Raw genomic sequence first — 26,484 nt, forward strand, 5'->3', positions numbered from 1 at the left:
AAGGCCCTAGACGAGCGCGCTGCCCGGCAGCTCGACCTTGGCGCCCAGCTCGACGAGCTTCTCCATGAAGTTCTCGTAGCCGCGGTTGATCAGGTCGATGCCGTGCACCCGGCTGGTGCCCTGGGCGGCGAGGGCCGCGATCAGGTACGAGAAGCCGCCGCGCAGGTCCGGGATGACCAGGTCGGCGCCCTGCAGCTTGGTCGGGCCGCTGACGACCGCCGAGTGCAGGAAGTTGCGCTGGCCGAAGCGGCAGGCGGAACCGCCCAGGCACTCGCGGTACAGCTGGATGTGGGCACCCATCTGGTTCAGCGCCGAGGTGAAGCCGAGCCGCGACTCGTACACCGTCTCGTGCACGATGGACAGGCCGGACGCCTGGGTCAGCGCCACCACCAGCGGCTGCTGCCAGTCGGTCTGGAAGCCGGGGTGCACGTCGGTCTCCAGGGCGATCGCGTTGAGCGAGCCGCCCGGGTGCCAGAAGCGGATGCCCTCGTCGTCGATCTCGAAGGCGCCGCCGACCTTCCGGTACGTGTTGAGGAAGGTCATCATCGAGCGCTGCTGCGCGCCGCGGACGTAGATGTCACCCTCGGTCGCGAGCGCCGCCGACGCCCAGGAGGCCGCCTCCAGGCGGTCGGAGAGGGCGTGGTGGTTGTAGCCGCCGAGCTTGTCGACACCGGTGATCCGGATGGTCCGGTCGGTGTCGATGGCGATGATCGCGCCCATCTTCTGCAGCACGCAGATGAGGTCCTCGATCTCCGGCTCCACGGCCGCGTTCGACAGCTCGGTGACGCCCTCGGCGAGGACGGCGGTGAGCAGCACCTGCTCGGTGGCGCCGACGGAGGGGTACGGGAGGGCGATCTTGGTGCCGCGCAGCCGCTGCGGGGCCTCCAGGTACTGCCCGTCCGCGCGCTTCTCGATCGTCGCGCCGAACTTGCGCAGCACGTCGAAGTGGAAGTCGATCGGCCGGCCGCCGATGTCGCAGCCGCCCAGGCCCGGGATGAAGGCGTGGCCGAGGCGGTGCAGCAGCGGGCCGCAGAAGAGGATCGGGATCCGGGAGGAGCCGGCGTGGGCGTCGATGTCGGCCACGTTGGCGGACTCGACGTGCGTCGGGTCCATGATCAGCTCGCCCGGCTCCTCGCCCGGGCGGACCGTCACGCCGTGCAGCTGGAGCAGTCCGCGGACCACCCGGACGTCACGGATGTCGGGCACATTGCGCAGTCGGCTCGGCTCGCTGCCGAGCAGGGCGGCGACCATCGCCTTTGGCACGAGGTTCTTCGCGCCGCGAACGCGGATCTCGCCCTCCAGCGGGGTTCCGCCGTGGACAAGCAGGACATCGTCTGTGCCGGTCATGGATCTCGCGTTCCGGGTCGTCGGTCGGGTGGCCAGAGAAAAGGGTAAGGGGCGATCAGACCCCGATTGTGTGGCCGAGGGGGCGCCGTGAACGTAATGAATTCGGCACAACACCCTCCGTCTCCGTGATCTTGCGGAGCGTCACCGTCCACTTGTGCCCCGCCGGCCCCCGGGGGCCGGGCCGGGCCGTGACGGCGCACGCCTACCCCCGACCCGGCCGGACAACCCCCGCGATCGCCGAAGATGCGGGATCATGTGTCGCATGACCGAGGTGTCCTCGCTCACAGGCCGGCTGCTCGTCGCGACGCCCGCCCTGGCGGATCCCAACTTCGACCGCACGGTGGTGCTGCTGCTCGACCACGACGACGAGGGCTCCCTCGGCGTGGTCCTCAACCGCCCGACGCCCGTCACGGTCGGCGACATCCTCGCCCCCTGGGCCGCGCTCGCCGGCGAGCCCGGCGTCGTCTTCCAGGGCGGCCCCGTCTCGCTCGACGCCGCCCTCGGCATCGCCGTCATCCCCGGCGACGAGGGCCCCCTCGGCTGGCGGCGGGTGCACGGCGCGATCGGCCTGGTCGACCTGGAGACCCCGCCCGAGCTGCTCGGTCCCGCCATCGGTGCCCTGCGCATCTTCGCCGGCTACGCGGGCTGGGGCCCCGGCCAGCTGGAGACCGAGCTGCGCGACGGCGCCTGGTACGTGGTCGAGTCCGAGCCCGGCGACGTCTCCTCGCCCCGCCCTGACACCCTCTGGCGCCAGGTCCTGCGCCGCCAGCGCGGCGAGCTCGCGATGGTCGCGACGTACCCGGACGACCCGTCGCTCAACTGAGGCCCCGCGCTTTCAGTACCCTGGGCCTCATGAGCACTCTCGAGCCCGAGCGCGGGGCAGGTACGGGAACCCTCGTCGAGCCGACGCCGCAGGTTTCCAGTGGTGACGGCGACCACGAGCGCTACGCCCACTACGTCCAGAAGGACAAGATCATGGCGAGTGCCCTCGACGGCACTCCCGTGGTGGCACTGTGCGGCAAGGTCTGGGTACCGGGCCGCGACCCGAAGAAGTACCCCGTGTGCCCGATGTGCAAGGAGATCTACGAGTCCATGGGCTCCGGCGGGGACAAGGACAAGGGCGGCAAGGGCGACAAGTAGTCCGGCGGCTGCCCGGGCCGCCTCGCCGCGGTCCGGGGACGGCCCTCGTCCGGTGTGCTTCGGCGCGCCGGGCGGGGGCCGTTTCGCGTCAGGTGGTCCAGACCTCTTGTGGGCGGGGTGGTCCGCCCCTAGCCTCACGCGGGTGCCTTCCGAACCGGACCTGATCCCCGCGCCCCTACGCGTCGAGGGCCCGTACCGCTGCGGCTTCGCCCTCGACCGGCGGACCACGCTCAGCGCCGCGCCCGGGACCGAGACCACCGAACGCTGGCTGCGCGCGGTGCTCGGCGCCGCCTTCGCGCTGCCACTGCGCGACGCGCCCGGCGAGAACGCGACGAACAGCATCCGACTGCGCGTCGACGACAGCCTCGCCACCGAGGCGTACCGGCTCGACGTCCTGGCCCACCAGGTCGTCGAGATCACCGGCGGCGGCCCGGCCGGGGTCTTCTGGGGCGCGCAGACGCTCCGTCAACTCCTCGGTCCGGACGCCTTCCGCAAGGCGCCCGTCAGGACGCGGCCCGTCACCGCCCTGACGGCGCAGACGATCGAGGACGAACCCCGCTTCGCCTGGCGCGGCCTCCTCCTCGACGTCGCCCGCCACTTCATGCCCAAGGACGACGTCCTCCGGCAGCTCGACCTCATGGCCGCGCACAAGCTGAACGTCCTGCACCTCCACCTGACCGACGACCAGGGCTGGCGCGTCGAGATCAAGCGCCACCCGCGCCTCACCGAGGTCGGGTCGTGGCGGGCGCGCAGCAAGTGGGGGCACCGGGCGTCACCGCTGTGGGACGACACGCCGCACGGCGGCTACTACACGCAGGACGACATCCGCGAGATCGTCGCCTACGCCGCCGACCGGCATATCTCTGTCGTCCCCGAGATCGACCTGCCGGGACACGCGCAGGCCGTCATCGCCGCGTACCCGGAACTGGGCAACACCGACGTCATCGACACCACCGCCCTCTCCGTCTGGGACACCTGGGGGGTCAATCCGAACGTACTCGCCCCCACTGACAACGTGATCCGCTTCTTCGAGGGCGTCTTCGAGGAGGTGCTCGACCTCTTCCCGTCGACCTTCGTCCACGTCGGCGGCGACGAGTGCCCCAAGGACCAGTGGCGGGCCTCCCCGGCCGCCCAGGCCCGGATCAAGCAGCTCGGCGTCGGCGACGAGGACGGCCTGCAGTCGTGGTTCATCCGCCACTTCGACCGCTGGCTCGCGGCGCGCGGCCGCCGGCTCGTCGGCTGGGACGAGATCCTGGAGGGCGGCCTGGCGGAGGGCGCCACGGTGTCCTCCTGGCGCGGGTACGCGGGCGGGGTCACCGCCGCCGAGGCGGGCCACGACGTCGTGATGTGCCCCGAGCAGCACGTGTACCTGGACCACCGTCAGGCGCCCGGCGAGGACGAGCCGATGCCCATCGGATACGTACGGACCCTCGCCGACGTCTACCGCTTCGAGCCCGTGCCGCCCGGCCTCGCCCCCGAGGCCGCCGCCCACGTCATCGGCACCCAGGCCAACGTGTGGACCGAGGTGATGGAGAACCGGTCCCGCGTCGACTACCAGACCTATCCGCGGCTCGCCGCCTTCGCCGAGGTCGCCTGGTCCCGGCTGCCCGCGCCCGAGGCGCGCGACCTGGCCGGATTCGAGCGCCGGATGGACGCCCACTACCGGCGCCTGGACGCCCTCGGCGTCGACTACCGCCCGCCCGCCGGACCCCACCCCTGGCAGCGCCGGCCCGGCGTCCTCGGCCGCCCGCTCGACGGGGCGCCCCCGAAGGTGTGAGGGAGCGCGGAAGCGCAAGAGGCGCGCGTGTGAGGTACCTATCGCCCCTGGTTCACCCACACGCGGCAAAAGGGAAGTTACCTTCGCTCACGGGAGTTCCCCTCGCGTCCCGGACGGAACCGTCCTTCGCGGACCCTCGCGACGTACGGCTCGGAAGATGTGCCAGAGTTGCCACGTCCGGGCGGTGAGCACGTACGGTACGCCCACACAGGCGTGACAGCCGGGACAGTCGGGGATCTCCGGGGACACCGGGAAGGGGCAGCGGGTTGACCACGCACGCACCACAGACGGCACCAGACGCGGCGCGGTCCGTGACGCCTTCCGTGACGCTGCCGGCCTCGCTCGACGAGGCCGTGGCGGCGCTCACGGCCATGCCGGCCGCCGTTCCCGTGGCCGGCGGCACCGACCTCATGGCCGCCGTCAACCGCGGCCAGCTGCGCCCCGCCGGCCTGGTCGGCCTCGGCCGGATCAACGAGATCCGCGGCTGGCAGTACCAGGACGGCCACGCGCTGCTCGGCGCCGGCCTCACCCACGCCCGGATGGGCCGCCCCGACTTCGCGGCCCTCATCCCCGCCCTGGCCGCCGCCTCGCGCGTCGCCGGCCCGCCGCAGATCCGCAACGCCGGCACCCTCGGCGGCAACGTCGTCTCCGCCGCGCCCACCGGCGACTCCCTGCCCGTGCTCGCCGCCCTGGAGGCCGACCTGGTCGTCGTCGGTCCGCTCGGCAGCCGCGAGCTGCCCGTGAGCCATCTGCTCGCCGGGCGGGACATGCTCGCCCCCGGCGAGCTGGTCGCCTTCGTCCGGGTGCCGCTGCTGCACGCCCCGCAGGTCTTCCTCAAGGCCACCGGCCGCACCGGCCCGGCCCGCGCCACCGCCTCCGTCGCCGTCGTCCTCGATCCGGCGCGCCGCGGGGTGCGCTGCGCGGTGGGCGCGATCGCGCCGATGCCGCTGCGGCCGCTGGAGGCCGAGCAGTGGATCGCCTCCCTGGTCGACTGGGACGGCGAGCGGGGCCTGGCCCCGGAGGCGCTGACCGCGTTCGGCGAGTACGTGGGCGCCGCCTGCGTTCCGGACCCGCCGGGCGACGAGTCGTTGCCCCCGGGCGTACTGCACCTGCGGCGCACGGTCGCCGCGCTGGCCCGACGGGCACTGGGGAGGGCGCTGTCGTGAGCGACGCACACGAGGACCGTACGGGGCAGGCGGGCGGCTGGGAGCCGATCCCGCAGAGCGAGGGGTACGACGGCGACGCCACGGCCTTCGTGCAGCTGCCGCCCGACTTCATGCTGGACGGCGTCCCGCTGGAGGCGCCCGGGCACGGGTACGTGCCGCCGCTCATCACGCCGCTGACGCCGCTGGCGCCGGAGGAGAGGCCCGCCTGGCCGGGGCCGTCCGTCGAGACCCCGACGGCCTCCTGGACCATCCCGACGATCGAGGACGGCGCGGAGGCGCTGGAGGACTCGGGCGAGTACACGACCTCGCGCCTCGCGCAGTACACGGGCGACGCCCCGGCCACGCTGCCGGGGGGCGCGCCGGCGCCGTGGGCGGTGCAGGAGCCGGAGCCCGCGCCCGTACCCGTATCCGAGCCCGCGCCTGAGCACGTGCCCGTGCCCGTGCAGGAAGCCGTGGAGCCGGAACCCGTCCGGGAGCAGGAGCAGGAGCCCGTGGCGGTGCCCGAGCCGGCACAGGAGCCGGAGCCCGTCCCGGCGGGGGAGCCCGCGCCCGCTCCCGCGTCCGCCTTCGCGCCGGAGGACTTCGCTCCTGACAGCACGGTCGACAGCGACGAGCACCCGCACATCTCCTACGTGCTGCGCGTGAACGGCGCCGACCGCCCCGTCACCGAGTCGTGGATCGGCGAGTCGCTGCTCTACGTGCTGCGCGAGCGGCTGGGCCTCGCCGGGGCCAAGGACGGCTGTTCGCAGGGTGAGTGCGGCGCGTGCAACGTGCAGGTCGACGGCCGGCTCGTGGCCTCCTGCCTGGTGCCGGCGGCGACCGCGGCCGGAAGCGAGGTGCGGACGGTCGAGGGCCTGGCCGTGGACGGCGAGCCGTCCGACGTGCAGAAGGCGCTGGCGAAGTGCGGGGTGCAGTGCGGCTTCTGCATTCCCGGCATGGCCATGACCGTCCACGACCTCCTTGAAGGCAACCACGCCCCGACCGAGCTGGAGACCAGGCAGGCGCTGTGCGGCAACCTGTGCCGCTGCTCCGGCTACCGGGGTGTCCTCGACGCCGTCCGCGAGGTCGTCACCGCGCGCGGGGCCGAGGCCGCCGAGGGCGACGAGCCGGAGCTGTCGCTGTTCGGCGACGATGCCGGCGCCCGTATCCCGCACCAGATCCCCCACCCGCATGACGGAGGCATCGCGTGACCAGCGACCCGACGACGACGGAAGCGGCGGATTCCGGCCAGGTTCCCGGCCTGGTTCCCGGCCTCGACGGTCTGGGCATCGGCGTGTCGCTCCCGCAGGCCGACGCGCGCGCGAAGACCGAGGGAACCTACCCGTACGCCGCCGACCTGTGGGCCGAGGGCCTCCTGTGGGCCGCGATCCTTCGCTCCCCGCACCCGCACGCCCGGATCCTGTCGATCGACACGTCGGCAGCGGCCGAGCTGCCCGGGGTACGGGCCGTGGTCACCCACGCCGACCTGCCCGGCGCCGCCACGTACGGCCGCCAGGTCGCCGACCGCCCGGTCTTCGCCGCCGACCTGGTCCGCCACCACGGCGAGGCCATCGCCGCCGTCGCCGCCGACCACCCGGACACGGCGCGCCTCGCGGCCGCCGCCATCGCGGTCGAGTACGAGATCCTGGAGCCGGTCACCGACCCCGAGAAGGCGTTCGCCGCGCCGCCGCTGCACCCCGACGGCAACCTGATCCGGCACATCCCGCTCCGCTTCGGCGACCCCGACGCGACCGGCGAGGTCGTCGTCGAGGGCCTGTACCGGATCGGCCGGCAGGACACCGCCCCCGTCGGCGCCGAGGCCGCGCTCGCCGTGCCGCGCCCCGACGGCGGCGTCGAGCTCTACACCGCCTCGACCGACCCGCACACCGACCGCGACCTGGCCGCCGCCTGCTTCGGCCTGCCGCCCGAGCAGGTCAAGGTCGTCGTGACCGGCGTCCCCGGCGCCACCGGCGACCGCGAGGACCCGGGCTTCCAGATCCCGCTCGGCCTGCTCGCCCTCCGCACCGGCTGCCCGGTCAAGCTCACCGCCACCCGCGAGGAGTCCTTCCTCGGCCACGCCCACCGCCACCCCACCCTGCTGCGCTACCGCCACCACGCGGACGCCGAGGGCCGGTTGGTGAAGGTCGAGGCGCAGATCCTGCTCGACGCCGGCGCGTACGCGGACTCCTCGGCCGAGTCGCTCGCCGCCGCCGTCTCCTTCGCCTGCGGCCCGTACGTCGTCCCGCACGCCTTCGTCGAGGGCTGGGCGATGCGCACCAACAACCCGCCGTCCGGCCATGTGCGGGGCGAGGGCGCGATGCAGGTGTGCGCGGCGTACGAGGCGCAGATGGACAAGCTGGCGGCCCGGATCGGGCTGGACCCGGCGGAACTGCGCATGCGCAACGTACTGGCCACCGGTGACATCCTGCCGACCGGCCAGACCGTCACCTGCCCGGCCCCGGTCGCCGAACTCCTCGCCGCCGTACGCGACTTCCCGCTCCCCGACCTCCCGATGGACTCCCCGGAGGAGGACTGGCTGCTGCCCGGCGGCCCGGACGGCGCGGGCGAGCCCGGCGCGGTGCGGCGGGGCGTCGGCTACGCCGTCGGCATGGTGCACATGCTGGGTGCCGAGGGCACCGACGAGGTCTCCACGGCCACCGTGCGGGTCCTCGACGGCGTCGCCACCGTGATCTGCGCGGCCGTCGACACCGGCTCCGGCTTCTCCACCCTCGCGCGCCAGATCGTCCAGGAGACCCTCGGCGTCGAGGAGGTCCACGTGGCCCCCGTCGACACCGACCAGCCCCCGGCCGGCCCGTCGACCCACGGCCGGCACACCTGGGTCTCGGGCGGCGCCGTCGAACGCGCCGCGAAGATGGTCCGCACGCAGCTTCTCCAGCCGCTGGCCCACAAGTTCGGCATGTCGACCGAGCTGCTCCAGATCAACGACGGCAAGATCACCTCGTACGACGGCGTGCTGTCCACGACGGTCGCCGAGGCCATGGCCGGCAAGGAACTCTGGGCCACCGCCCAGTGCCGCCCCCACCCCACCGAGCCGCTCGACGAGTCCGGCCAGGGCGACGCCTTCGTCGGCCTCGCCTTCTGCGCCATCCGCGCCGTCGTGGACGTCGACGTGGAGCTCGGCGCGGTCCGCGTCGTCGAGATGGCCGTCGCCCAGGACGTCGGCCGCATCCTCAACCCCGCCCAGCTCGCCACCCGTATCGAGGCCGGCGTCACCCAGGGCGTCGGCGCCGCCCTCACCGAGAACCTCCGCACCTCCCGCGGCCTCGTCCGCCACCCCGACCTGACGGGCTACGCCCTTCCGACCGCCCTGGACGCCCCCGACATCCGCATCGTGAAGCTGGTGGAGGAGCGCGACGTCGTGGCCCCGTTCGGCGCGAAGCCGGCGAGCGCCGTCCCGGTGGTGACCTCGCCGGCCGCGGTGGCCGCGGCGGTACGGGCGGCGACGGGACGGCCGGTGAACCGGCTGCCGATCAGGCCGCAGGCGGCGGTGGTGACTGGCTGAGACGCAACTCTTCCGTCCGCATGGTCAGTTGTGCTGACTACAGTTGACATCTGACGTGTCAACGGGGAGGCGGCAGTGGCGGAGCCGGTGGGGGACGGAAGCGAGACGGTCGGCGCGGCGCTGGCCGTCATGCCGCTGATCGGCGGGGCCGCAGGGGCCGCCGCGGCGGCCGCGGCCATGGCGTACGAAGTGACCGAGCTGGCCCGGCTCAAGAAGGACGTCGACGAGCTGCTCAAGGGCTTCAACGGGTCCGAGGCCGGCCCGGGCCGGATCGGCGAGGACTGGCTGGAGCAGGCCGCCCTCGCGGGGCCGGGCTTCCAGGAGGCCGACTTCCTCTTCTCCACGTACGACGTCGTGCGGCAGGAACTGGTCACGTTCTCCAAGGTCCTGGGGCTTCAGATGGAGAGCATGAAGATCGCGATCGATCTCGCGCAGACCGGATACGAGGACATCGACGACGACGTCCGCGCGCGGATGAGTGCGCTCAACACACAGATCACCGACCTGCAGCGGGACCAGAACGGCCCCGCCCCCGCCCCCGTCCCCGACCCCGACGCCACGCATGCGAAGGGCGAGGGCACGGCGGAGCGGCCCGCCGCGGGCGGCACGTCCACGCAGGGCTACTAGGACGACAGGGGGAAGAGTCGCATGGGGAGCACACCGAAGACGCCCGAACCGAAGTCGACCCCGCTCGACGGCCTGTCGAACGAGGAACTGCTCGCGATGCTCAAGCCCATCCAGCACGAGCGGGCCACGACGCTGGCGGCGAAGCTGGCCGCCGTCGGGACCAGGATCGAGCACATCGCCGACGCCCTCAAGCCGCGCGGCGGCACCGGTCTCGCCTGGTCGGGCGAGGGCGCGGAGGCGTTCCTGGAGTGGAAGAACGCCACCGCCAACGCCACGCTCCACCTCGCCGCCTACGCGAAGCTGGCCGGCGAATGCCTCTCCCGTTCGGCCGAGGCCATGGCCGTGGCGCGGAGCGGCGTCGACGACATCGCCACGACCAGCGCCTCGGCGAAGACGGACTACGCGACCGCCCAGAAGGCGCTGAACGCCGCCCGCCACGACCCCGGAGCCGGCAGGACCGAGGTCACCTCGGCTGCGGCGGACGTGAAGGCGGCGGCGGACGCGCGGGAGAAGGCGCGGATCGAGGCGCTGATGAAGCTGCGCTCGCTGGGGCAGACATACACGTTCGAGGGCCAGCGGGTGAACGGGGCGGAGAGGCCGGTGTTTCCGCCGCCGGCGGGGTATCTGGGCAAGGACTGGGTCGACCCGAATGCCTCTTACATCCAGATGCCCGGGACCTCGTCCCGGTCAAGCAGCACTCCGTCCACCAGCGCTCGCCGCACTGGTGACGTCATCGGCGGCCGTGCCGACGGCAGGAGTGACGGCGGTGACGTGCGCGAGTCCGACCAGCGGCCGGTCGGTTCGGTTGACCCGGCCGGCCCGGCGCGCCCTGATCCCGCCCGCGCTCTGCCCGGCCTACCCGCCGACGTACCCGCCGACCTGGGCATCGACTCGGTGGCCACGCTCCCCGACGCCCCGACCGTACCCACCACCCCGCCCGGCCCGGGCCCCGTGAGGCCCGAAGGGCCTTCGAACCCCGGCGGCAACCCGTTCCTCCCGCCCACGTTCACCCACGGCCCCGTGAGCGTCCCGCCGCAGCTGCCGATCACCGGCGGCACTGCGAAGCTGCCGTCCTTGCGCCCCGGGCCGCTCGGCCCCAAGGGGCCACTGATGCCACGGCTGCCCAACGAACAGGGCATCGTGGGCGGCCGCCCCGTACCGCCGTCGACCGGCGGCCGTCCCGCGACCGGCCTTCCGCGCGGCACCGTGGTCGGCAACGAGCGGCAGCAGCCGTACGGCCGTGGCGGCATGGGCGGAGCCATGGGCCCCCACGGCCCCGGTGGCGGCCCTGGCGGCGGCAACGGCTCGGCGGCCGGCCGACGGCTGGCCACGGAACAGGGCGGCGTGGTCGGCGGCAGGGCGCAGCAGACCGGCCGGGCCGGCAGCAGGCCATTCACCCCCGGCGGCACCGGACTCGTGCGCAACGACCGTGAAGACCGTAGCGACGAGCGCGCCGGTGAGCGTCCCGACTACCTTGTCGAGGACGAGGAGACCTGGCGCAAGGGCACGCGGCCCATCGTTCCCCCGGTCGTCGACTGACCCCGTAACAGAAGGACACGGAGACACAGATGCGAACCAGCAGCGAACGGGTCGTGCGGCGCGGCTCCCTCGGAGCGGCCGTGATGGCGCTGACGCTGCTGGGCATCGGTGCGACCCCGGCCCACGCCGAGTCCGTGCGCGAGATGCAGTGGCATCTCGATGCCATGAAGGCCGATGAGATGTGGCAGATCAGCAAGGGGGAGGGTGTCGTCGTCGCGGTCATCGACTCCGGCGTGGACGACACCATTCCCGACCTTCGCGGCCAGGTCCTCCCCGGGAAGGACTACTCGAAGCTGTCCGGGGACGAGAACAACGACTTTGACGATCACGGCACGGGCATGGCTGCCCTGATCGCCGGTACCGGGGCCCGGGGGCCGGAGCAAGGATCCTTCGGGCTCGCACCGAAGGCCAAGATCCTGCCGATCCGCATCGCGTACAGCCAGGAACGGTGGCAGGTAAAGGACCGGGTGAACGAGACCTTCTCGCAGGGCATGGCGACCGCTATCCGTTACGCGGCCGACTCCCAGGCCAAGATCATCAACATCTCGGTCGCCAACAGCGACAAGCCCGGACCCGAGCTCGCCGTCGCCGTTCGGTACGCGCTTTCCAAGAACAAGCTCGTCTTCGCGGGTGTGGGCAACAACGCGGACGAGGGAAACCCGGTCCTGTATCCCGCTGCCACCCCTGGGGCCGTCGGTGTCGGCGGCCTCAACAGGAAGGCCGCCTGGTGGCCCAAGTCGGAGACCGGACCACAGGTTGATCTCGCCGCACCGGCCGAGACCGTCGTACGGGCATGCTCCAAGGGCACGCAACTGTGCACCGGCAGCGGTACGAGCAACGCCACCGCCCTCGCCTCCGCCTCCGCCGCCCTCATCTGGGCCGAGCACCCCGACTGGACCAACAACCAGGTGCTGCGGGTCATGCTCAACACCGCGGGCAAGCCGGAGAACGGGAAGGCGCGGACCGACTACATCGGGTACGGCGCCATCCGGCCCCGGATCGCCCTGACCGACCCCGGTGACCCGGGCCCGGCCGACGTCTACCCGTTGCCGGATCTGGCGGCCGGGCAGGCGCCGTCGGCGTCGGCCTCTCCGGGCGCTTCGTCGCCGTCAGCCTCGTCCGTGCCGTCCGCGCCGTCCGCGAAGCCGTCCTCCGGGTCCCCGTCCGCCGCCTCCTCCACCGGCGGCGACACCGGATGGTGGGTCGCGCTGGGTGTCGGCGCTGCCCTTCTCGTCGGTGGAGCGGTGGTCGCGGTCGTCGTCCGCTCGCGTCGCGCCTGACGCCCTCGTCGGGCTCGTCGGCTTCCTGAGGTGCGTGAGAACGTTCGTCAGAACGTCGGCATCGCCACCACCTTGCCCTTGCTGATGAGGAACACGCGGTTCCCGGCCGCCGTCATCGCCCAGGGCCCGGAGTTCTCGCGTTCGTACGTCCAGACCCGGTCCTTGCGGGACCTGGAGAGGCCGGAGACACCGGCGGTCTCGAAGTCGCCCTCGATCACCCAGATGCAGTCGCCCTGGGAGACCGGGGGCTGCTGGGACGGGTAGGGGCTGTTCAGGGTGGCGATCCACAGTTCGTCGCGGGTGCCGTCCTTCTTGTAGCGGTAGGCGAGGCCTCCGTTCGTCGCCGTCAGGCCGTCCGGGTCGAGGGCCGGCGGCCCCCACTCGCCGTGGCTGTCCAGCGCCCAGAGCCGCTTGCCGGTGGTGAGGGTGCGGGCGGTGAGGGTGCGGCCGCCGAGGTAGACCGTGTCGTTCTCGACGGCCGGCTGGAGGGGCTGCGTCGACTGGGCCTTCAACTGCCAGGCCGTGCGGCCGGTCACCGTGTCCAGAACGGTGAAGTCGCCGCCCGTCCCCGAGAGGGCGAGACGGCTCCGGCCCACAGCCGCGAGCGGGCCCGTGGTGTCCTTGGCGCTCTCGTCGGAGGCGACCGTCCAGCGGATCCGCCGCGTGGCGGTGTCGACGGCGCGCAGCTGCCCCTTGGTGGTGAGGAAGTAGATGCCCTCGGGCGCGGCGGCGAGCAGGAACGCGACGTCCGCGTCCGGCACCGACCATCGCTCCGCGCTCGTGGAGGCGTTACGGACGACAAGCCCGCCGGATGCGTCAGCGGCGGCGAAGTCGTCCTCGTTCACGGCGAGTTGGCGGGCGCGAGCGGACAGCTCCGGCAGCGTCCACTTGGTCGAGCCGTCGACCACCTTCAGGGCCGTGAGCCCACCGTCCCGTGCCGCGAAGATCACCACGTCCCGCAGGACCACCGGGGTCGGGAGCGGGCCCGAGGCGGCGGCGTCGAGCGGCCCCCAGAGGGGGGTGGGGCGAATGCCCGCGTTCGCCTGCTCCAGGAGGGGGGCGTCCGGGGCGTCGGACGCCGGCGGCAGCGCGGACTCCTCCCGGCCGCCCAGCCACCAGGCGGTGACTCCGGCGCCGGCCAGGAGGGCGGCGCCGCCCGCACCCCAGACCGTGAGGAATCGGCGCCGGTTCGGGGCGGACTCCACCGCGCTCGCGGCGGTCGCGGCGGCCGCCGCGGTGTGCCGGCGGATCTCGGCCTCCCGCCGCCTCACCTCCTCCCGCAACGGTCCCCGACGCCACACCTCGCGCGCCTTCCGGTCCGGTCCGTCCGGTCGGTCCGGCGCGAAGGCCTGGACGATCTGCGCGGGCGTCGGTCGCAGCGCCGGGTCGTGCTGGAAGCAGGGGGCGATCAGCTGGTGCAGGGCGGGAGGCAGGCCCGTGAGGTCCGGCTGCTCGTGCACGACCGCGTACTGCACGGCCGCCACGTGCGGTCCGTCGTACGCCCGCCGGCCCGTGGCGGCGTACGCGAGCACCGCGCCCAGCGAGAAGACGTCCGCGGCCCCCGTCACCCGCCGGCCGAGCACCTGCTCGGGGGCCCCGTACCCGGGGGTGACCGGGATCTGGCCGGTGGTGGTGAGGGTGAGGCCGTGTTCGGGGCGGGCGATGCCGAAGTCGATCACCCGGGGGCCGTCCGAGGTGAGCACGATGTTGGCCGGTTTGATGTCGCGGTGGATCAGTCCCGCCGCGTGGATGTCCCGCAAGGTCCTGCCGAGCGCCGCGGCCAGCGCCCGTACGGTCGGCTCGTCGAGCGGACCGTGCCGGTCGACGGCCTGGTCGAGGGTGGGGCCGGCCAGGAACTCGGTGGCGATCCAGGGCCGCCCGCCCTCCACCTCCGCGCCGAGGACCCGCGCCACGCCGGGGCTCGTGACCGCCTGGGCGGTGTGCGCCTCCCGTACGAAACGCTGGGCCAGGTGGTGGTCGTGGGCGAGTTCGGGGCGCAGGACCTTGACCGCGGCGGGGCGGCCGTCCGCTCCGGCGGCGAGGTACACCTTGCCCATGCCGCCCTCGCCCAGCACGCCGAGGAGACGGTACGGACCGAGCCGGAGCGGGTCGCCGAAGCCGAGGGGATTCACGGGGTGTCACGTCCTGTCATGGTCATCGTCACTTCAGCGGCAGGGCGATGTCACTTCAGCGGCAGGGCGATCAGGAAGCCCTGCCCGACGCCGAACATCCGTCCCTTGTCACGCAGTTCCACGAGGTGGTCGGCGTCCGTCTGATAGACCCAGGACCGGCGCCGGCTCTTCAGGTCCACTGCCGCGAGGCCGAGTTCCGACCGGTAGAACAGCTGCCCCGGGCCCACCGCGAGGCACTGATCGGTGGTGCTGAGGGCGGGGTTGGTCCTGGCGGCGCGCTCCTGCCAGAGCTTCGTCCCGGAGTCCGCCGCCACGGCGTACGCACCACCCTCGGCAACGGAGTACACCGTCCCGTCCCGGAGCGCGGGCGCGGAGAACGGGACCGTTCCGGCGATCCGCTGCTGCCAGGTCCGGGTGCCGTCGTCGAGCCGGTACGCCGAGAGGTCGGCGCCGCCCACGTAGACATGGGTCTCGTCCAGGCAGGGCAGGTTGGATGCGGCCGCCTTGTGGGGCAGTTGAAGGTCCTTCTGCCAGCGGACCGCCCCGGTCCGCGTGTCGCGGGCCGCGAGCCGGGTCGTGCCGCCGAACTCGTTGTCCACCTCGAACGTGATCAGCCGGTTCCCGCGGGCCGCCGCGGCCGCGACCATCCGGCGGTCGTCCTTCGTGGGGCTGCCGAACGCCGTGCGCCACAGCTCCTTGCCCGTGCGGGTGTCGACGGCCAGGAGGAGGTGGGAGCCCAGGGCCGTCCGGGTGCCGGTCGCGCCGGCCAGGTAGAGCACCCCGTCGGCCGCGCACAGCAGTTGGGTGGCGTACATGTTGGCGTTGAGGCCCCTGACCCTGATGCCGGGCTGCCGCAGCTGGTACCGCTGTGCGTCGACGGTGTGCACCACCAGGTCGTGGTGGACGTCCTCCATCTTGCGGGGGACGACGAGGACGGCGTCGCCGTCGGAGACCGCGGTCCAGGGCGTCGTCTCCACCGAGCAGACCCCGTTGGCCTTGCCGGACGCCACGTCGTTGAACACGACGCCCACCCCGGCGACCAGCGCGACCTGGTCGCCGACGACCATCGGGAAGCCTCGCTCGTCCTCGCTCGGGGTGGCCATGTTCGAGCTCCACAGCGAGTCCGGGGCCGAGCCGAGCAGGGGAGCGGTCGGCAGCTTGGGCTGGGGGCGGGGCTCCTCGCGCTGCCAGGCCCAGACGCCCGCTCCGGTGCCCGCGGCGGCGAGCACCGCGCCCCCGCCCAGAGCGAGGAGGCCGCGGCGGGAGAGGCGCGCCGGGCGGGAGAGGCGCGCCGGGCGGGACGCGGACGGCACCGCCGGCGCGGCCGCCGTCCGCGCGTACGGATCCTCCGCCGGGGCCGGCAGCCGGGCCGGGAGGGGGTGCCACACGTCGGTGGCGCGACGGGCGATGGCGGTGAGCAGGGGCGCCGGCAGATGGTCGGCGAACTCGCCGTGGCCGTCATGGAGTTCGGCGACGAGCACATCGGTGGTCGGGCGTGCCGCGGGATCCTTGGCCAGGCAGGCGGTGAGGAGGGGGCGGAGGGACGGTGGGAGGGAGGCCAGGGCCTCGGGGTCGGGGTCGGCGTAGCGAACGCGGTAGAGCAGGTCCGCCGGGGCGCCCGTACCGAAGGGCGCGCGGCCGGTCGCCGCGAAGAGCAGGACACCGGCCAGGGCGAACACGTCCCCCGCCGGAGTGTGTTCCTGGCCCGAGGCCTGCTCCGGGGACATGTACGCGGGGGTGCCGGCCGCCGTGCCCGTGCTGGTGAGACGGTCGTCGCCGGCCGCACGGGCGATGCCGAAGTCGATCAGCTTCGGGCCGTGGGCCGTGACGAGGATGTTGGACGGCTTCAGGTCGCGGTGCACCACGTCGGAGGAGTGCAGCTGCCGCAGCGCCCCGGCGAGCGCGGCGCCCACGGCGCGGACCGTCGGCTCGGGGAGCGGGCCCGCGAGGGCCACCGCCTCGTCGAGGGGCGGGCCGAGGACGTACTCCGTGGCCAGCCACGGCGTCTCGGCCAGCGGGTCCGCGTCGAAGACGGCCGCGCCGTGCCGGTCGCCGATGACGCGGGCCGCGTCCGTCTCCAGGCGAAAGCGGGTGCGGGACGCCGGGTCGGCGGCCAGGCGGGCGTGCAGGGTCTTCAGGGCGACCGTACGACCGCCCGGCGACCGGGCGAGATAGACCGTGCCCATGCCTCCCGAGCCGAGCCGGGCGAGCAGGTGGTACGCGGCGATGGCCGACGGGTCGTCGTGCGTGAGAGGCGAGAGCATCGTCAGTTCTGGGTCAGTTCCGGGTCGGGTTCGAGTTCGAGTTCGGGGTCGAGGCCCGGGTCGAGTATCGAGTTCGGGGTCGAGGCCCGGGTCGAGGTCGGGGTCAGTTCCGGGGCGAGGTCCGGGTCGAGGTCCGCGTCGAGTTCGAGGTCAGTTCCGGGCCGAGGTCCGGTGGGGTTCCGTCAGATCGGCCGAGAGCAGCGCCGCGGACTGGTGGGCCAGCGCCGCCACGACGCGGGCCGGCAGCCAGCCCGGTGCGAGCAGCGATGACGCCGACCCGAGCACCGTCTCGTGCGGGGTCGGCGGCGCGAGCGCCGGGAGCAGCGCGGCGGCGTCCGGCCGGTGTGCCGGGTCGCGGGTCAGGCAGGCGCTGATCACGGGGCGCAGGGCGGGCGGCAGTTCGTCGCGCTCCGGGACGGCGTGGCCGGTCGCGGCGTACGCGAGCACCGTCCCCAGTCCGTGGATGTCGCCCGGTGGCCGCGGCAGCCCGCCCGTCGCCCGCTCCGGGGCCTGCGCTTCCCGATCGATGCGGTCCGTCGTCTCGACGCGGTCTGTCGCCTCGACGCGGCCCGCTGACTCGACGCGGCCCGTCGTCCGCGCCGCGCCGAAACAGGTGAGCCGCGGGCCGTCCGCCGTGAGCAGCACGGCCGCCGGGGACACTCCCGCGTGCGTGACGCCCTGGGCGTGCAGCGCGGCGAGCGTCTCGGCGAGGGCCGCGCCGATGACCCGGACCGTCCTCTCCGCCAAGGGGCCACCGTGCACGGCCAGGGCGACGGGGAGGGGAAGCGCGGGGACGTAGGGGGTGGCGTACCACGCGTCTCCGACGGCGTCCGCGACGCCTCCGACCGGGTTCGCGCCTCCGATCTCCGTCACCGGCAGAGTCCATGGGGCGGACACACGCTGCGCCGCCTCGGCCTCCGCGCGGAACAGGGCCGGGTCGGTGCCGGGGAGGGAGACGGTGAGAAGCACCGTACGGTCCGTGCCCCGATCCGTCGATCGCGCGACGAAGCGTCGGCAGGGGGGTGGTGGGGCGGTGTGGGGCGGATCGAGGCGGGTGACGAGACGATACGGCTGTTCCATGTGCGATCCCCCTGTAGTGCGCCCCGAGCAGAAGGAGCCTATCCAAGGGCTGACGAGGGGAAGTTCACGCTGTATCCGTGCGTGTGTGCTGCGTTCGTGGCGTGATGAACCCGACTGCCGACCACCGGCCGGCCCACCTCCCCGCCGTATGTGGGCACTTGCCGGATTTGCGAGCGGGACTGGTTGTGATCGGCTGTTGAAGGGGAAGGCGCTTCCACTTGGGGCCTGCTGCACTAGGATTGCCACGTTCCGTAGCCCAACACGCTTGCTGATGTGAAGCTGAAGCACACGCGGGGGAAGCATGTCGTTCGACGAAGAGTGGCGCCAGTTGCGCGAGGCCGCGGCCATGCGGCTGAACAGCGTGCCGGACGGCCCGGGTGGCGGAAGCGGCGGTGGCGACGACTACGTCGTGACGGCCCCCGACCTGAAGGCGGTCGGCAACGAGGCGCAGGAGCTGTTCCACTGGTTCGAGGCCGACGCGTTCCACGCCGGCGCGCAGACGGACACGGCGGCGAAGGCCCTGGACAAGGACGGGTTCCTGACGGGGGCGGCGATGTGGACCATGTGGGACACGTGGCGGACGCAGGCGGAGACGCTGCTGAGCGCTTGCGCGCACATCCACAACCATCTCGAAGACACCGTGATCACGCACGTGAACCACGAGGAGCAGCTGGTCACCAACTTCTCCGTGTCCTTGATCAACGACCACTTCAAGTAAGCCGCGGCCTGCCCGCCCGGCCCTTGGTGAGGGATTCAGATGCTGAAGTTCGATCAGTTGCTGCACGCCACGTTCGGCGGTCTCGACGAGGCCGTCACGGCCTGGTCGGAGACGGTGACCAAGCTGGAGAAGACGAAGGAGAAGGCGGAGAACGGCCTGCGGGTGAAGGCCGACAAGGCGAACTGGAAGGGCGAGAACGCGGGCGTCACGCAGGCGTTCGTACGCAAGACCGCCAAGGAGTTCGGCGACGCCCTCACCGAGGCCACCAGCATCCGCAACGTCCTGCGGGACGCGAGCAGCGAGTTCAAGGCAGCCAAGAGCGCGCTGGAGAAGGTGGTCGAGGGCGCGCCGGCCAAGGGCATCCGCATCGACGCCAACGGCACCGTCGGCTATCTCATCCACCCCGACAGGCGCTCCAAGGACTACGACGGCCCCAAGCCCACCGAGGCCGACTTCGACGCGACGCGCGCGGAGATCAAGTCCGCCCTCGACAAGGCCAACGACGCCGACGACGTCGCCTCGCGCGCCCTGCGCGGGCTCGTCGGCAGCGACAAGAACAACTTCTCCGACACCAGCTACGACTCGCTCAAGGCGGCGTCGAAGGCCCAGGACGCGGAGGACGCCAAGACCGCGTACGAGATCTACAAGAAGGGCGACGACGCCTCGCCGGCGGACATCGACAAGCTCAACGCCCTCTTCAAGGCGAACGCGGACGACCCGTACTTCGCCGAGCGGTTCGCCCTGGAGGTCGGGCCGAAGGGCAGCATGCAGTACTGGGCCGACATGGGTGACCCCAGCGACGGCTCCCGCCTCGGCGTCGACCACCGCGACAAGCTGGCCGAACTCCAGAAGAACTGGAGCCTCACGCTCGCCTCCGCGACCAACTCCCACAGCCCGGAGATGGAACAGTGGAAGGCCGACCTGATCAAGGCCGGCGCCGAGCCCATCCAGACCCGCGGCACCCACCCGTACGGCTTCCAGGTCATGAGCAGCCTGATGCGCGTCGGCGACTTCGACGACAAGTTCCTCAAGGACTACGGCAACAGCCTCGTCGCCACCGAACGCAAGATGACCTACGACGGCCGCCTCCCCGCCGACCGCGCCTGGGCCACCACCGGCGGCATGATGAACCACGTCAACTGGCAGGGCGGCGACATGGGCCAGGACCCCATGATCGGCTTCATGGAGGCCCTCGGCCACAACCCCGAGGCGTCGACGGACTTCTTCAACAGCGACATCGACCTCACGCCCGACAACACGTCCGACGACAAGAAGCTCAACGCCTTCGACTACTTCTCCAAGGACCGCAAGTGGCCCGACGAGCTCACCGACAAGGGCGACATGTCGAAGGAGCCGGGCTACAACGCCCTCGGCCACGCCCTGGAATCGGCGACGACCGGGCACCCGTACGACGCGGACCCGGAGGGCCTGAAGGACGTACGGACGAAGGACAACGCCGAGGTCATGCAGAAGGTCGTGGAGCGGTACGGGAGCGACCCGAAGTACATGCACGAGCAGCCGGGGATCGACGACAGCCTGGGGAAGATGGGGGCGGCTTACATCGACGAGTTCAACCGGTCGATGGAGACGGACTTCGACACGGACATGCAGGAGAAGGAGAACTCGCCCTTCGGTTTCAACGACAAGGACGGGCACTCGCGCTTCGGCAAGGAGTTCGACACCAAGCTCCTCTGGAACCGGGGCGACGCGATCAACTTCCTGGGCACCGTGGCACAGAGCGAGACCGGACACACCACGCTCTCGCAGGCCGAGATGCTCTACACGTCGAGCGTCCTGGACGAGGTCGGCCCCAAGCCCGGCTCACAGCTGACCGGCATGAATCTCACCGATGCACAGACGACCCTGCGCATCGGCTCGGAGACGCAGGGAATCCTGGACGAGTGCCGCATGGAGCAGATCGACAAGGACTACGAGCATGACTCCGAAGAGCACAAGAAGGCCGTCGGCAAGACGACCGAGTGGGTCAAGTTCGGCGTCGGCGCGGTGGCCGCAGGCGGCGTCGCGGCGCTGACCGGTGGTGCGGGCGGCGCACTCGTCCCGCTAGCCACCGAGACGGTGGGCGGCGCAGTGGTGACGTTCCTCGGCATGGAGGCCGACGACGTCGCCGAGGGGTACGAGAAGGACAAGGACCTCAAGGAGAGCTCGGACAAGCTGAAGGAGCAAGCGCTGAACGAGGGCAAGCAGAACTCGCTCAAGCCCGGCATTGCCTACCGCCTGGCTCCTGGCTGGAGCGAGGCGCAACGGAACTACCTCGACGAGAACTTGATCGAGGTCGTCAAGAATTCGCGTACTCACGGTCATGACAACGTACTGCCCGACCCTTACGAGAAGGACTGACCTTGCGGACGGTGCTGACCAGGATCGGGACAGTCGTGGCCGTAGCTGCGATGCTCGCCGGCTGCTCTGACGGCGGGAGTGACAATCCGGAGCAGCCGGAGGGGACGGCCGCAGCCGAGGTATGCGGTGGATTCGCGAAGGGGTCCACGGCTGCGCTGAAGGCACTGATGGGAAGCGAGCGCTTCACTGAGGACCTGTCCCAGCCGGAGAAGGCGCTGAAGTACCTTCGAGAGTTCGTGCAAACGGGACTGGAGGACGCCCGTCGACCCCAGGGCTACACGTACTGCTGGCTCCTGCCCGCCGGCCCGGGCATTACGGATGAGGACTTCGCCGTCGATGTGCGCGCCGTGGCCGGGAAAGCGCCAGGCAGGGATCCCGGGCTAGGGGCCACGTGGTTCACCTCAGGGGAACTGGCCTATGCCACGGGGACCCACGGCAAGGTGTTCTTTGCATGTCGGCTCAAGGCAACGGATCACCCAGAAGTGATCGAGACTGCGGTCCGGGCGCCGGCGGGCCGTGATGACACCGACCCGCGGCGGCGCACGCAGCTGGTCACGCTCGCCAATGCCGCCGCCCGGCACATCTCCAAGGAGCTCGGCTGCGTGGACGACAAGCTGGCGCAGGGGGTGCCGGCGCCGGTGCCGGGTTCGTGACGCGCTTCCTGGGACGGCGGCGGCTGATGGCCGATGCCCCGCTCGTGCTGGTGTCGGCGACTGCCTGCTCCGGCGGGAGTGGCGACGGGGCGACTGCGAAGGGGCGCTCGGCAGCGGAGGTGTGCGGCGGGTCCGCGAAGAGCGGCCCGACGCAGAACGCGCTCACCGCGCTGATCGGCGATGACGCTCTCTTGGGCGACTGGTCCGAGCCGGAGGCCGCGCTGAAGGTGCTGAAGGAAGCGAACGGCGAGCTCTCGACGGAAGAGATGGGGCGTAGCACATCCGCGAGGGATCTGATCATCGGCGCCGATCTGGAGCGGATGAACAAGATCTCCCTGAGCGACCAGGACATCGCCGTCCACCAGATCACGGTGCTTAACGCGGCCGCTCGCACCATGGCCGTCAAGCTGGGCTGCCAGGACACGAAGCTGGTCGACGGTGTGCCGGCCGCGGTGAAGGGCTGACATGCGGAATGTGCTGGGACCCGGCCGAGCCGCCGTAACCATGGCGGCGGCGATGGCGACCTTGCTCTCCGGCTGCTCGAACGGTGATGGCGAGCCGCGTGAGCCGGAGCGCACGGCGGCGACCGATGTGTGCCGGGGGTTCGCGAAGGAGCCCGCTGCTACGGCGGCGCTGAAGGCGGTGATGGAGTCGGATCGGTTTGAGGACGACTTCTCCGACCCGGACAAGGCTCTGGAAGGGCTCCGCGACGCCATTCGAGTGGGCCAGGACGACCCGACCCGACTGGACGGCTACACGTATTGCGGGTTGCTGCCGACAGGGCCTGAGAAGCCGACCTTCCGCATCATGGTCAAGGGAGTGCCGAGGGCACCTGGGCGCGATCCCCGGCTCGCGCACATGACCACCTGGTACAACTCCGGGGTGCAGGCCTTCGCCACCGTCGTCCACGGCGAGGTGTACTTCACCTGCCACCTCAAGCCGCCGGCGAAGGGCATCGTCATTGAGACGGACGTCCGTGCACCCGCCGGTCTGGACGAGTCGAACCTGCGGCGGCGCACCGAGCTCATCACCCTTGCCAATGCTGCTGGCCGGCACATCTCCAAGGAGCTCGGCTGCCTGGACGACAAGCTGGTGGACGGCGTACCGGCCGCAGCGAGCTGACATAGGGGTAGGACGCCCCCGTACACGTCCGGAGTACACGCCTTCGCCACTGAGGCCCACCATGGGGCGTATCTCACCTGCTCCAAGAGTGAGGCTGTACGGAAGACGGCCTGGTGAACGGCCCTCCGTACGAGGCGCGTTCTTGACGTCGTCGTCTCACCGAACCCGTGTGCATGAGTAAACTCCGGCCCTCCGGAAGGGAAGACTCCACCGAGCCACGCGGGTAACCGCCGGGGGGAATCGTGTCGTTCGACGAGGAATGGGCCACCGAGCGCAGCGCCGCGGCGGCCCGCGTGAGCATGCGGCTGAACCAGGCGCCCGCAGGTCCCGGCGGAGGCGGTGGGTCCGACCTCAAGGTGCGACAGGACCACCTGGGGGCGATCGGGCATGCCGCGTACGAGCTGCACGGGCGGCTGCTGAAGGACGGGAAGCACGCGGGCAGCGACACGGTGGAGGCCGCGGGCGGCCTGTCGAAGCACGGTTTCCGGACGGGTTCGGCCATGGCGGAGGTCCAGGAGATCTGGTCCTCCCAGCTCTGTACGCTGCTCGACGCGTGCGCGCACATCTCCAACCACCTGGACTACAGCGCGGCCGCCCATGTGAAGGACGACGAGGAGATCAGAGCGGCCCTCGCCGTCTCCAGGATCAGCGAGTACTTCAAGTAAGCCGGCGGGGAGGGACACACCGTGCTGACCTTTGACAACGTGTACCAGGCGCCGCTCGACAAGATGAAGGCCGCCGCCGACCGCTGGTCCGAGATGAAGGCCAAGCTGGACACCCTCGCCGAGGACGCCCGTACGACGATGGCCGCCAAAGCCAAGGACGACTACTGGCGCGGCGTCAACGCCGAGGTGACGAAGCCCTTCATCGACAAGACCGCCAAGGAGTTCACGGACGCGGCGAAGGCGGCCGACGGCATCCACAGGGTCCTCCAGGACGGCTACCAGGCCTTCAGGAAAGCAAAGGACGACCTCACGAAGATCGTCGAGACGGAGGCGCCGCACCAGGGCCTGGTGGTGAGGGGCAACGGAACCGTCGAAGCCGCGTACTCGCTGGAGCGGGACGTCGTCGCGGACTACGACGAGGTCCATGCCGAAGCCATCCGCAAGCAGCGCGCCGACATCGCGGTGCTGCGCCACCGCATCGACGCCATCCTCGAGAACTGCGACGACGCCGACGTGGCCTGCGCGAACGCGCTCCGCGCCGACATCACCGGGAACAAGCACGACTTCAGCGCGCCGAAGTACACCAGCCTGGATGCCGAGGAGGCCCAGCGCGCGGTCGACCTGGCCCGGCAGGGCCGGGACCTCTCGCATGAGGAGTTGGCACGCCTCAACGACCTGCTCGGCGACAACAAGAACTCGAAGGAGTTCTCCAGGGCGTTCTACGGCGCTCTGGGCGCGAAGGGCGCGCTGGAGTTCTTCGGGCAGCTGTCCACCGACACGTGCGACGACGACACCGGTCAGCTGGACAAGCAGCGCCTGGCAGACGTCCAGGCGCTGCAGAAGAACCTGGGCCTCAACCTCGCCACGGCGACCCAGGGTGGCGACAAGTGGACCGAGCACTGGTCCACCGAGATGCGGAGGCTCGGCACCGAGCGCATCCCGCTCGCCAAGTACGACAACAACCCGGCGTTCGGCTACCAGCTGCTCGGCGGCATCATGCGGTACGGGAACTACGACCCGAAGTTCCTGGTGCCGATCGCCGAGCACGTCACTCAGTTGCACGCCACGGACCCGTACCTCTTCGCAGGCGGCAAGCCGATGATGGGCGGCGGGCTGCAGAACCAGTACAACCCGTCCGGCGTCAACGGCTCGGGCTTCGACCCGATGATCCCGATGCTGGAGGCGCTCGGGCACAGCCCGGAGGCAGCGAAGGAGTTCTTCTCGGCCGCGCCGACGGCGTACGAGAGGGACGGCAGCGTCGGCGGCACGCTCAGCCTCGGCAAGGACAAGGACGGCAAGGACGTCGAGGGTTACCTCGACTTCTTCGCCAACGAGAAGTACGAGTTCTTCCCCGACATCGACGGCCACGACCCCGACGCCATGAAGAAGTCGGCGGACTACATGCCGGACGCCCTCGGGCACGCGTTGGAAGCGGCGACGCTCGGCCACGCGTGGGACGACCCGAGGCCCGAGCTCAACAGGGACGCGGCAACGGCTCAGATCATGGCCAGCGTCGTCGACAAGTACGGCGGCGACGCAGGGCTCCTCAAGAAGCACCAGTCTTCGATGGCGGACAGCCTCGGCAACATGGCTGCTGGCTATGTCGACGACCTCAACTGGGCACTGACGGACAACAAGCCATCAAGCGTTTATGCGCCACACGCGGACTTGGCGCTTCACCCGGAATTCGGACAGCAGGGCGCGATCAACTTCCTGAGTGCCCTGGGGCAGCACCCGGACGCCTACGCCACGATCTCCACGGCCGAGCGCCTTTACACCACCAGTGTGCTGGAGGACCAGGTCGGACCTGACGGACGGATCAACGAAGCGCATGCCCGGGAGTCCGTGCGCACCGGCGGCTACCTCCAGGGGCTGCTGGACGATTCTCGCGCGAAGCAGATCGAGGCCGAGGGCGTGAAGGCCCTCGAGGACTACGAGAAGGAGCAGGAGAAGAAGGCTGCCTGGGTGGAGTTCGGCACCACGGCCGCCATCGCGGCCGGTGTGGCCTTCCTGCCGGCCACAGCCGCTGCCGCGGGGGCAGCCGCGATCGTCGTCCCGCTCGCGGTCGACACTGGCTCCAGCGCAATGGAAACGCTGGCGGGACAGGTCATCGGAGACTGGTCCGACAAGTCCGTAGACGACCACAAGGAGTCCTCGGAAGACAAGATCCACGAGGACAAGAGGGCCGTCTACCTGGGCGGCAGGTACAGCGCCGACTCGCCGATGTCGCACTTCATCGAAGAACACCGTTCGCATGTGAGCGGTGACCTCGAGCAGGATCTCATCGAGTCCGTGAGCATTGGCTACTCGGACGGCAATTCCTTCGCGGGGAAGGTCGGCAATGCTCCGCAGACGAGCTGATCACGAGATCACGGCGAGGACTTCAGCACGGCCAATGGCCAAGCGCATCGCCTCGGTGCTGGCCCTGGGCCTCCTCGCCACAGCCTGCGGTGGTGGTGACCAATCTGAGGAGCGGCGGGTCACAGCCATGCAGCAGTGCGACGACACGCTCTCACCCGATGCGGCCCGTGCCCTTGCGACGGTGCTGAAGACCACGAAGTTTGTCCATGATCCCAGAGGCGGCCTGGACCGGGTGGTGCAGCAGCTCACCGAGGATCACGCCGAGGGATGGCGGCGGACCCCGAGTCGGGCGATGTGCAATGTTCAGCTTCCCGACAACCAGGACCGGATCGACATCTCCTTCGGTCGCTATCGCGACAACGAGCTGTTCGGCGACACCCAGGCCATCAACCTGCATCCCTACGTCATGGGCAAGGAGGCGCAGTCCGGACCGAAGGCGGCCTACCTGTTCGTCGAATGTTCCAGCCCCCGGCTCAAGGGATCCGAGGACGAACACGCCCGAATCATCGGGATGCTCCGTTTCAACCGATCCAAGCTGCCCGACACCCCCGCCGTCCGCGAAGCCAACCTCACCATCCTCCACTCCGTCACCCTCGCCGTCGTCAAGAAGCTCGGCTGCCGGAACAACGCCGGACTCCTCGACAAGCCCCTCCTCACGCCCAAGTAGCAAGACCGCAGGCAGCAAAGACAACGGGGGCGGCTCCCCGCAGCAGAGCCGCGCGTTTGCCCGGCAGTACTCCAGCCGTAGATCGT

Annotated in this window: 21 protein-coding genes; 17 read left to right on the top strand and 4 right to left on the bottom strand. The window is 71.3% G+C overall.

Translation table 11 applies throughout. From position 1 onward, the window contains the following. Positions 1-6 precede the first annotated feature (6 nt). Entirely contained in the window at positions 7-1,347 is a 1,341-nt protein-coding gene (gene murA / locus ACWEV0_RS03580) for a UDP-N-acetylglucosamine 1-carboxyvinyltransferase (protein WP_403800769.1), read from the bottom strand. Positions 1,348-1,609: 262 nt separating this feature from the next. On the opposite strand from murA, the gene ACWEV0_RS03585 reads away from it, so the two are divergent. From ACWEV0_RS03585 to mycP, 9 genes are all read left to right on the top strand, one after another. Continuing rightward, the gene (locus ACWEV0_RS03585; protein WP_389218799.1) at positions 1,610-2,170 is read left to right on the top strand and encodes a YqgE/AlgH family protein; all 561 of its coding nucleotides are present in this window, start codon (positions 1,610-1,612) and stop codon (positions 2,168-2,170) included. Between the two features lie 29 nt (positions 2,171-2,199). Then, positions 2,200-2,487: a DUF3039 domain-containing protein gene (locus ACWEV0_RS03590; RefSeq protein ID WP_451608529.1), complete on the top strand. Its 288-nt coding sequence runs from the start codon at positions 2,200-2,202 to the stop codon at positions 2,485-2,487. 142 nt (positions 2,488-2,629) lie between these two features. Beyond that, positions 2,630-4,264, top strand: a complete 1,635-nt coding sequence (locus ACWEV0_RS03595) for a beta-N-acetylhexosaminidase (protein ID WP_453146104.1) — start codon at positions 2,630-2,632, stop codon at positions 4,262-4,264. A 266-nt stretch (positions 4,265-4,530) separates the two neighbouring features. Continuing rightward, a complete protein-coding gene (locus ACWEV0_RS03600) occupies positions 4,531-5,430 on the top strand; it encodes an FAD binding domain-containing protein (RefSeq protein ID WP_453146105.1) in 900 nt (299 codons plus the stop codon). Positions 5,431-5,477: 47 nt separating this feature from the next. After that, entirely contained in the window at positions 5,478-6,620 is a 1,143-nt protein-coding gene (locus ACWEV0_RS03605) for a 2Fe-2S iron-sulfur cluster-binding protein (protein WP_453146211.1), read from the top strand. Beyond that, complete coding sequence (locus tag ACWEV0_RS03610; protein WP_453146106.1) at positions 6,617-8,932, top strand: xanthine dehydrogenase family protein molybdopterin-binding subunit; 2,316 nt, start codon at positions 6,617-6,619, stop codon at positions 8,930-8,932. Before ACWEV0_RS03605 ends, ACWEV0_RS03610 begins: the two co-directional genes overlap by 4 nt. A 75-nt stretch (positions 8,933-9,007) precedes the next feature. Further along, entirely contained in the window at positions 9,008-9,559 is a 552-nt protein-coding gene (locus tag ACWEV0_RS03615; protein ID WP_453146108.1) for a hypothetical protein, read from the top strand. A gap of 21 nt (positions 9,560-9,580) precedes the next feature. Next, the gene (locus ACWEV0_RS03620; protein ID WP_453146110.1) at positions 9,581-11,098 is read left to right on the top strand and encodes a hypothetical protein; all 1,518 of its coding nucleotides are present in this window, start codon (positions 9,581-9,583) and stop codon (positions 11,096-11,098) included. Between the two features lie 29 nt (positions 11,099-11,127). Continuing rightward, positions 11,128-12,378: a type VII secretion-associated serine protease mycosin gene (mycP, locus tag ACWEV0_RS03625; protein WP_453146112.1), complete on the top strand. Its 1,251-nt coding sequence runs from the start codon at positions 11,128-11,130 to the stop codon at positions 12,376-12,378. Positions 12,379-12,425: 47 nt separating this feature from the next. Here mycP and ACWEV0_RS03630 read toward each other — a convergent pair whose 3' ends face one another. The 3 genes from ACWEV0_RS03630 to ACWEV0_RS03640 all read right to left on the bottom strand — a co-directional run bounded on the left by ACWEV0_RS03630 (position 12,426) and on the right by ACWEV0_RS03640 (position 17,854). Continuing rightward, positions 12,426-14,510, bottom strand: coding sequence for a protein kinase domain-containing protein (locus ACWEV0_RS03630; RefSeq protein ID WP_453146114.1), 2,085 nt, complete (start codon positions 14,508-14,510; stop codon positions 12,426-12,428). Positions 14,511-14,560: 50 nt separating this feature from the next. Continuing rightward, on the bottom strand, positions 14,561-16,774 hold the full coding sequence (locus tag ACWEV0_RS03635; protein WP_453146116.1) for a protein kinase domain-containing protein: 2,214 nt from the start codon (positions 16,772-16,774) through the stop codon (positions 14,561-14,563). Between the two features lie 150 nt (positions 16,775-16,924). Then, positions 16,925-17,854, bottom strand: a complete 930-nt coding sequence (locus ACWEV0_RS03640; protein WP_453146118.1) for a serine/threonine protein kinase — start codon at positions 17,852-17,854, stop codon at positions 16,925-16,927. A gap of 301 nt (positions 17,855-18,155) precedes the next feature. Here ACWEV0_RS03640 and ACWEV0_RS03645 point away from each other — a divergent pair, with 301 nt between their 5' ends. The 8 genes from ACWEV0_RS03645 to ACWEV0_RS03680 all read left to right on the top strand — a co-directional run bounded on the left by ACWEV0_RS03645 (position 18,156) and on the right by ACWEV0_RS03680 (position 26,398). After that, the gene (locus tag ACWEV0_RS03645) at positions 18,156-18,572 is read left to right on the top strand and encodes a hypothetical protein (RefSeq protein ID WP_453146120.1); all 417 of its coding nucleotides are present in this window, start codon (positions 18,156-18,158) and stop codon (positions 18,570-18,572) included. A 39-nt stretch (positions 18,573-18,611) separates the two neighbouring features. Beyond that, positions 18,612-20,930: a hypothetical protein gene (locus tag ACWEV0_RS03650; protein ID WP_453146122.1), complete on the top strand. Its 2,319-nt coding sequence runs from the start codon at positions 18,612-18,614 to the stop codon at positions 20,928-20,930. An 11-nt stretch (positions 20,931-20,941) separates the two neighbouring features. Beyond that, positions 20,942-21,583, top strand: a complete 642-nt coding sequence (locus ACWEV0_RS03655; protein ID WP_453146123.1) for a hypothetical protein — start codon at positions 20,942-20,944, stop codon at positions 21,581-21,583. Next, the gene (locus ACWEV0_RS03660) at positions 21,580-22,047 is read left to right on the top strand and encodes a hypothetical protein (RefSeq protein WP_453146125.1); all 468 of its coding nucleotides are present in this window, start codon (positions 21,580-21,582) and stop codon (positions 22,045-22,047) included. Before ACWEV0_RS03655 ends, ACWEV0_RS03660 begins: the two co-directional genes overlap by 4 nt. A 52-nt stretch (positions 22,048-22,099) precedes the next feature. Beyond that, positions 22,100-22,705, top strand: a complete 606-nt coding sequence (locus tag ACWEV0_RS03665; protein ID WP_453146126.1) for a hypothetical protein — start codon at positions 22,100-22,102, stop codon at positions 22,703-22,705. 242 nt (positions 22,706-22,947) lie between these two features. Beyond that, positions 22,948-23,370, top strand: coding sequence for a hypothetical protein (locus ACWEV0_RS03670; RefSeq protein ID WP_453146127.1), 423 nt, complete (start codon positions 22,948-22,950; stop codon positions 23,368-23,370). Between the two features lie 21 nt (positions 23,371-23,391). Next, a complete protein-coding gene (locus ACWEV0_RS03675; protein WP_453146129.1) occupies positions 23,392-25,731 on the top strand; it encodes a hypothetical protein in 2,340 nt (779 codons plus the stop codon). Between the two features lie 34 nt (positions 25,732-25,765). Further along, on the top strand, positions 25,766-26,398 hold the full coding sequence (locus tag ACWEV0_RS03680; RefSeq protein ID WP_453146130.1) for a hypothetical protein: 633 nt from the start codon (positions 25,766-25,768) through the stop codon (positions 26,396-26,398). Positions 26,399-26,484 lie beyond the last annotated feature (86 nt).

Source organism: Streptomyces sp. NPDC003943, from assembly GCF_053605265.1.

Bases quoted from the DNA above. Each gene is read 5' to 3' on its own strand.
- ACWEV0_RS03620 (WP_453146110.1), top strand. From the start codon at position 9,581: ATGGGGAGCACACCGAAGACGCCCGAACCGAAGTCGACCCCGCTCGAC.
- ACWEV0_RS03585 (WP_389218799.1), top strand. From the start codon at position 1,610: ATGACCGAGGTGTCCTCGCTCACAGGCCGGCTGCTCGTCGCGACGCCC.
- ACWEV0_RS03680 (WP_453146130.1), top strand. From the start codon at position 25,766: ATGGCCAAGCGCATCGCCTCGGTGCTGGCCCTGGGCCTCCTCGCCACA.
- ACWEV0_RS03640 (WP_453146118.1), bottom strand. From the start codon at position 17,854: ATGGAACAGCCGTATCGTCTCGTCACCCGCCTCGATCCGCCCCACACC.
- murA (WP_403800769.1), bottom strand. From the start codon at position 1,347: ATGACCGGCACAGACGATGTCCTGCTTGTCCACGGCGGAACCCCGCTG.
- ACWEV0_RS03635 (WP_453146116.1), bottom strand. From the start codon at position 16,774: ATGCTCTCGCCTCTCACGCACGACGACCCGTCGGCCATCGCCGCGTAC.
- ACWEV0_RS03645 (WP_453146120.1), top strand. From the start codon at position 18,156: ATGTCGTTCGACGAAGAGTGGCGCCAGTTGCGCGAGGCCGCGGCCATG.
- ACWEV0_RS03650 (WP_453146122.1), top strand. From the start codon at position 18,612: ATGCTGAAGTTCGATCAGTTGCTGCACGCCACGTTCGGCGGTCTCGAC.
- ACWEV0_RS03665 (WP_453146126.1), top strand. From the start codon at position 22,100: ATGGCGACCTTGCTCTCCGGCTGCTCGAACGGTGATGGCGAGCCGCGT.
- ACWEV0_RS03590 (WP_451608529.1), top strand. From the start codon at position 2,200: ATGAGCACTCTCGAGCCCGAGCGCGGGGCAGGTACGGGAACCCTCGTC.
- mycP (WP_453146112.1), top strand. From the start codon at position 11,128: ATGCGAACCAGCAGCGAACGGGTCGTGCGGCGCGGCTCCCTCGGAGCG.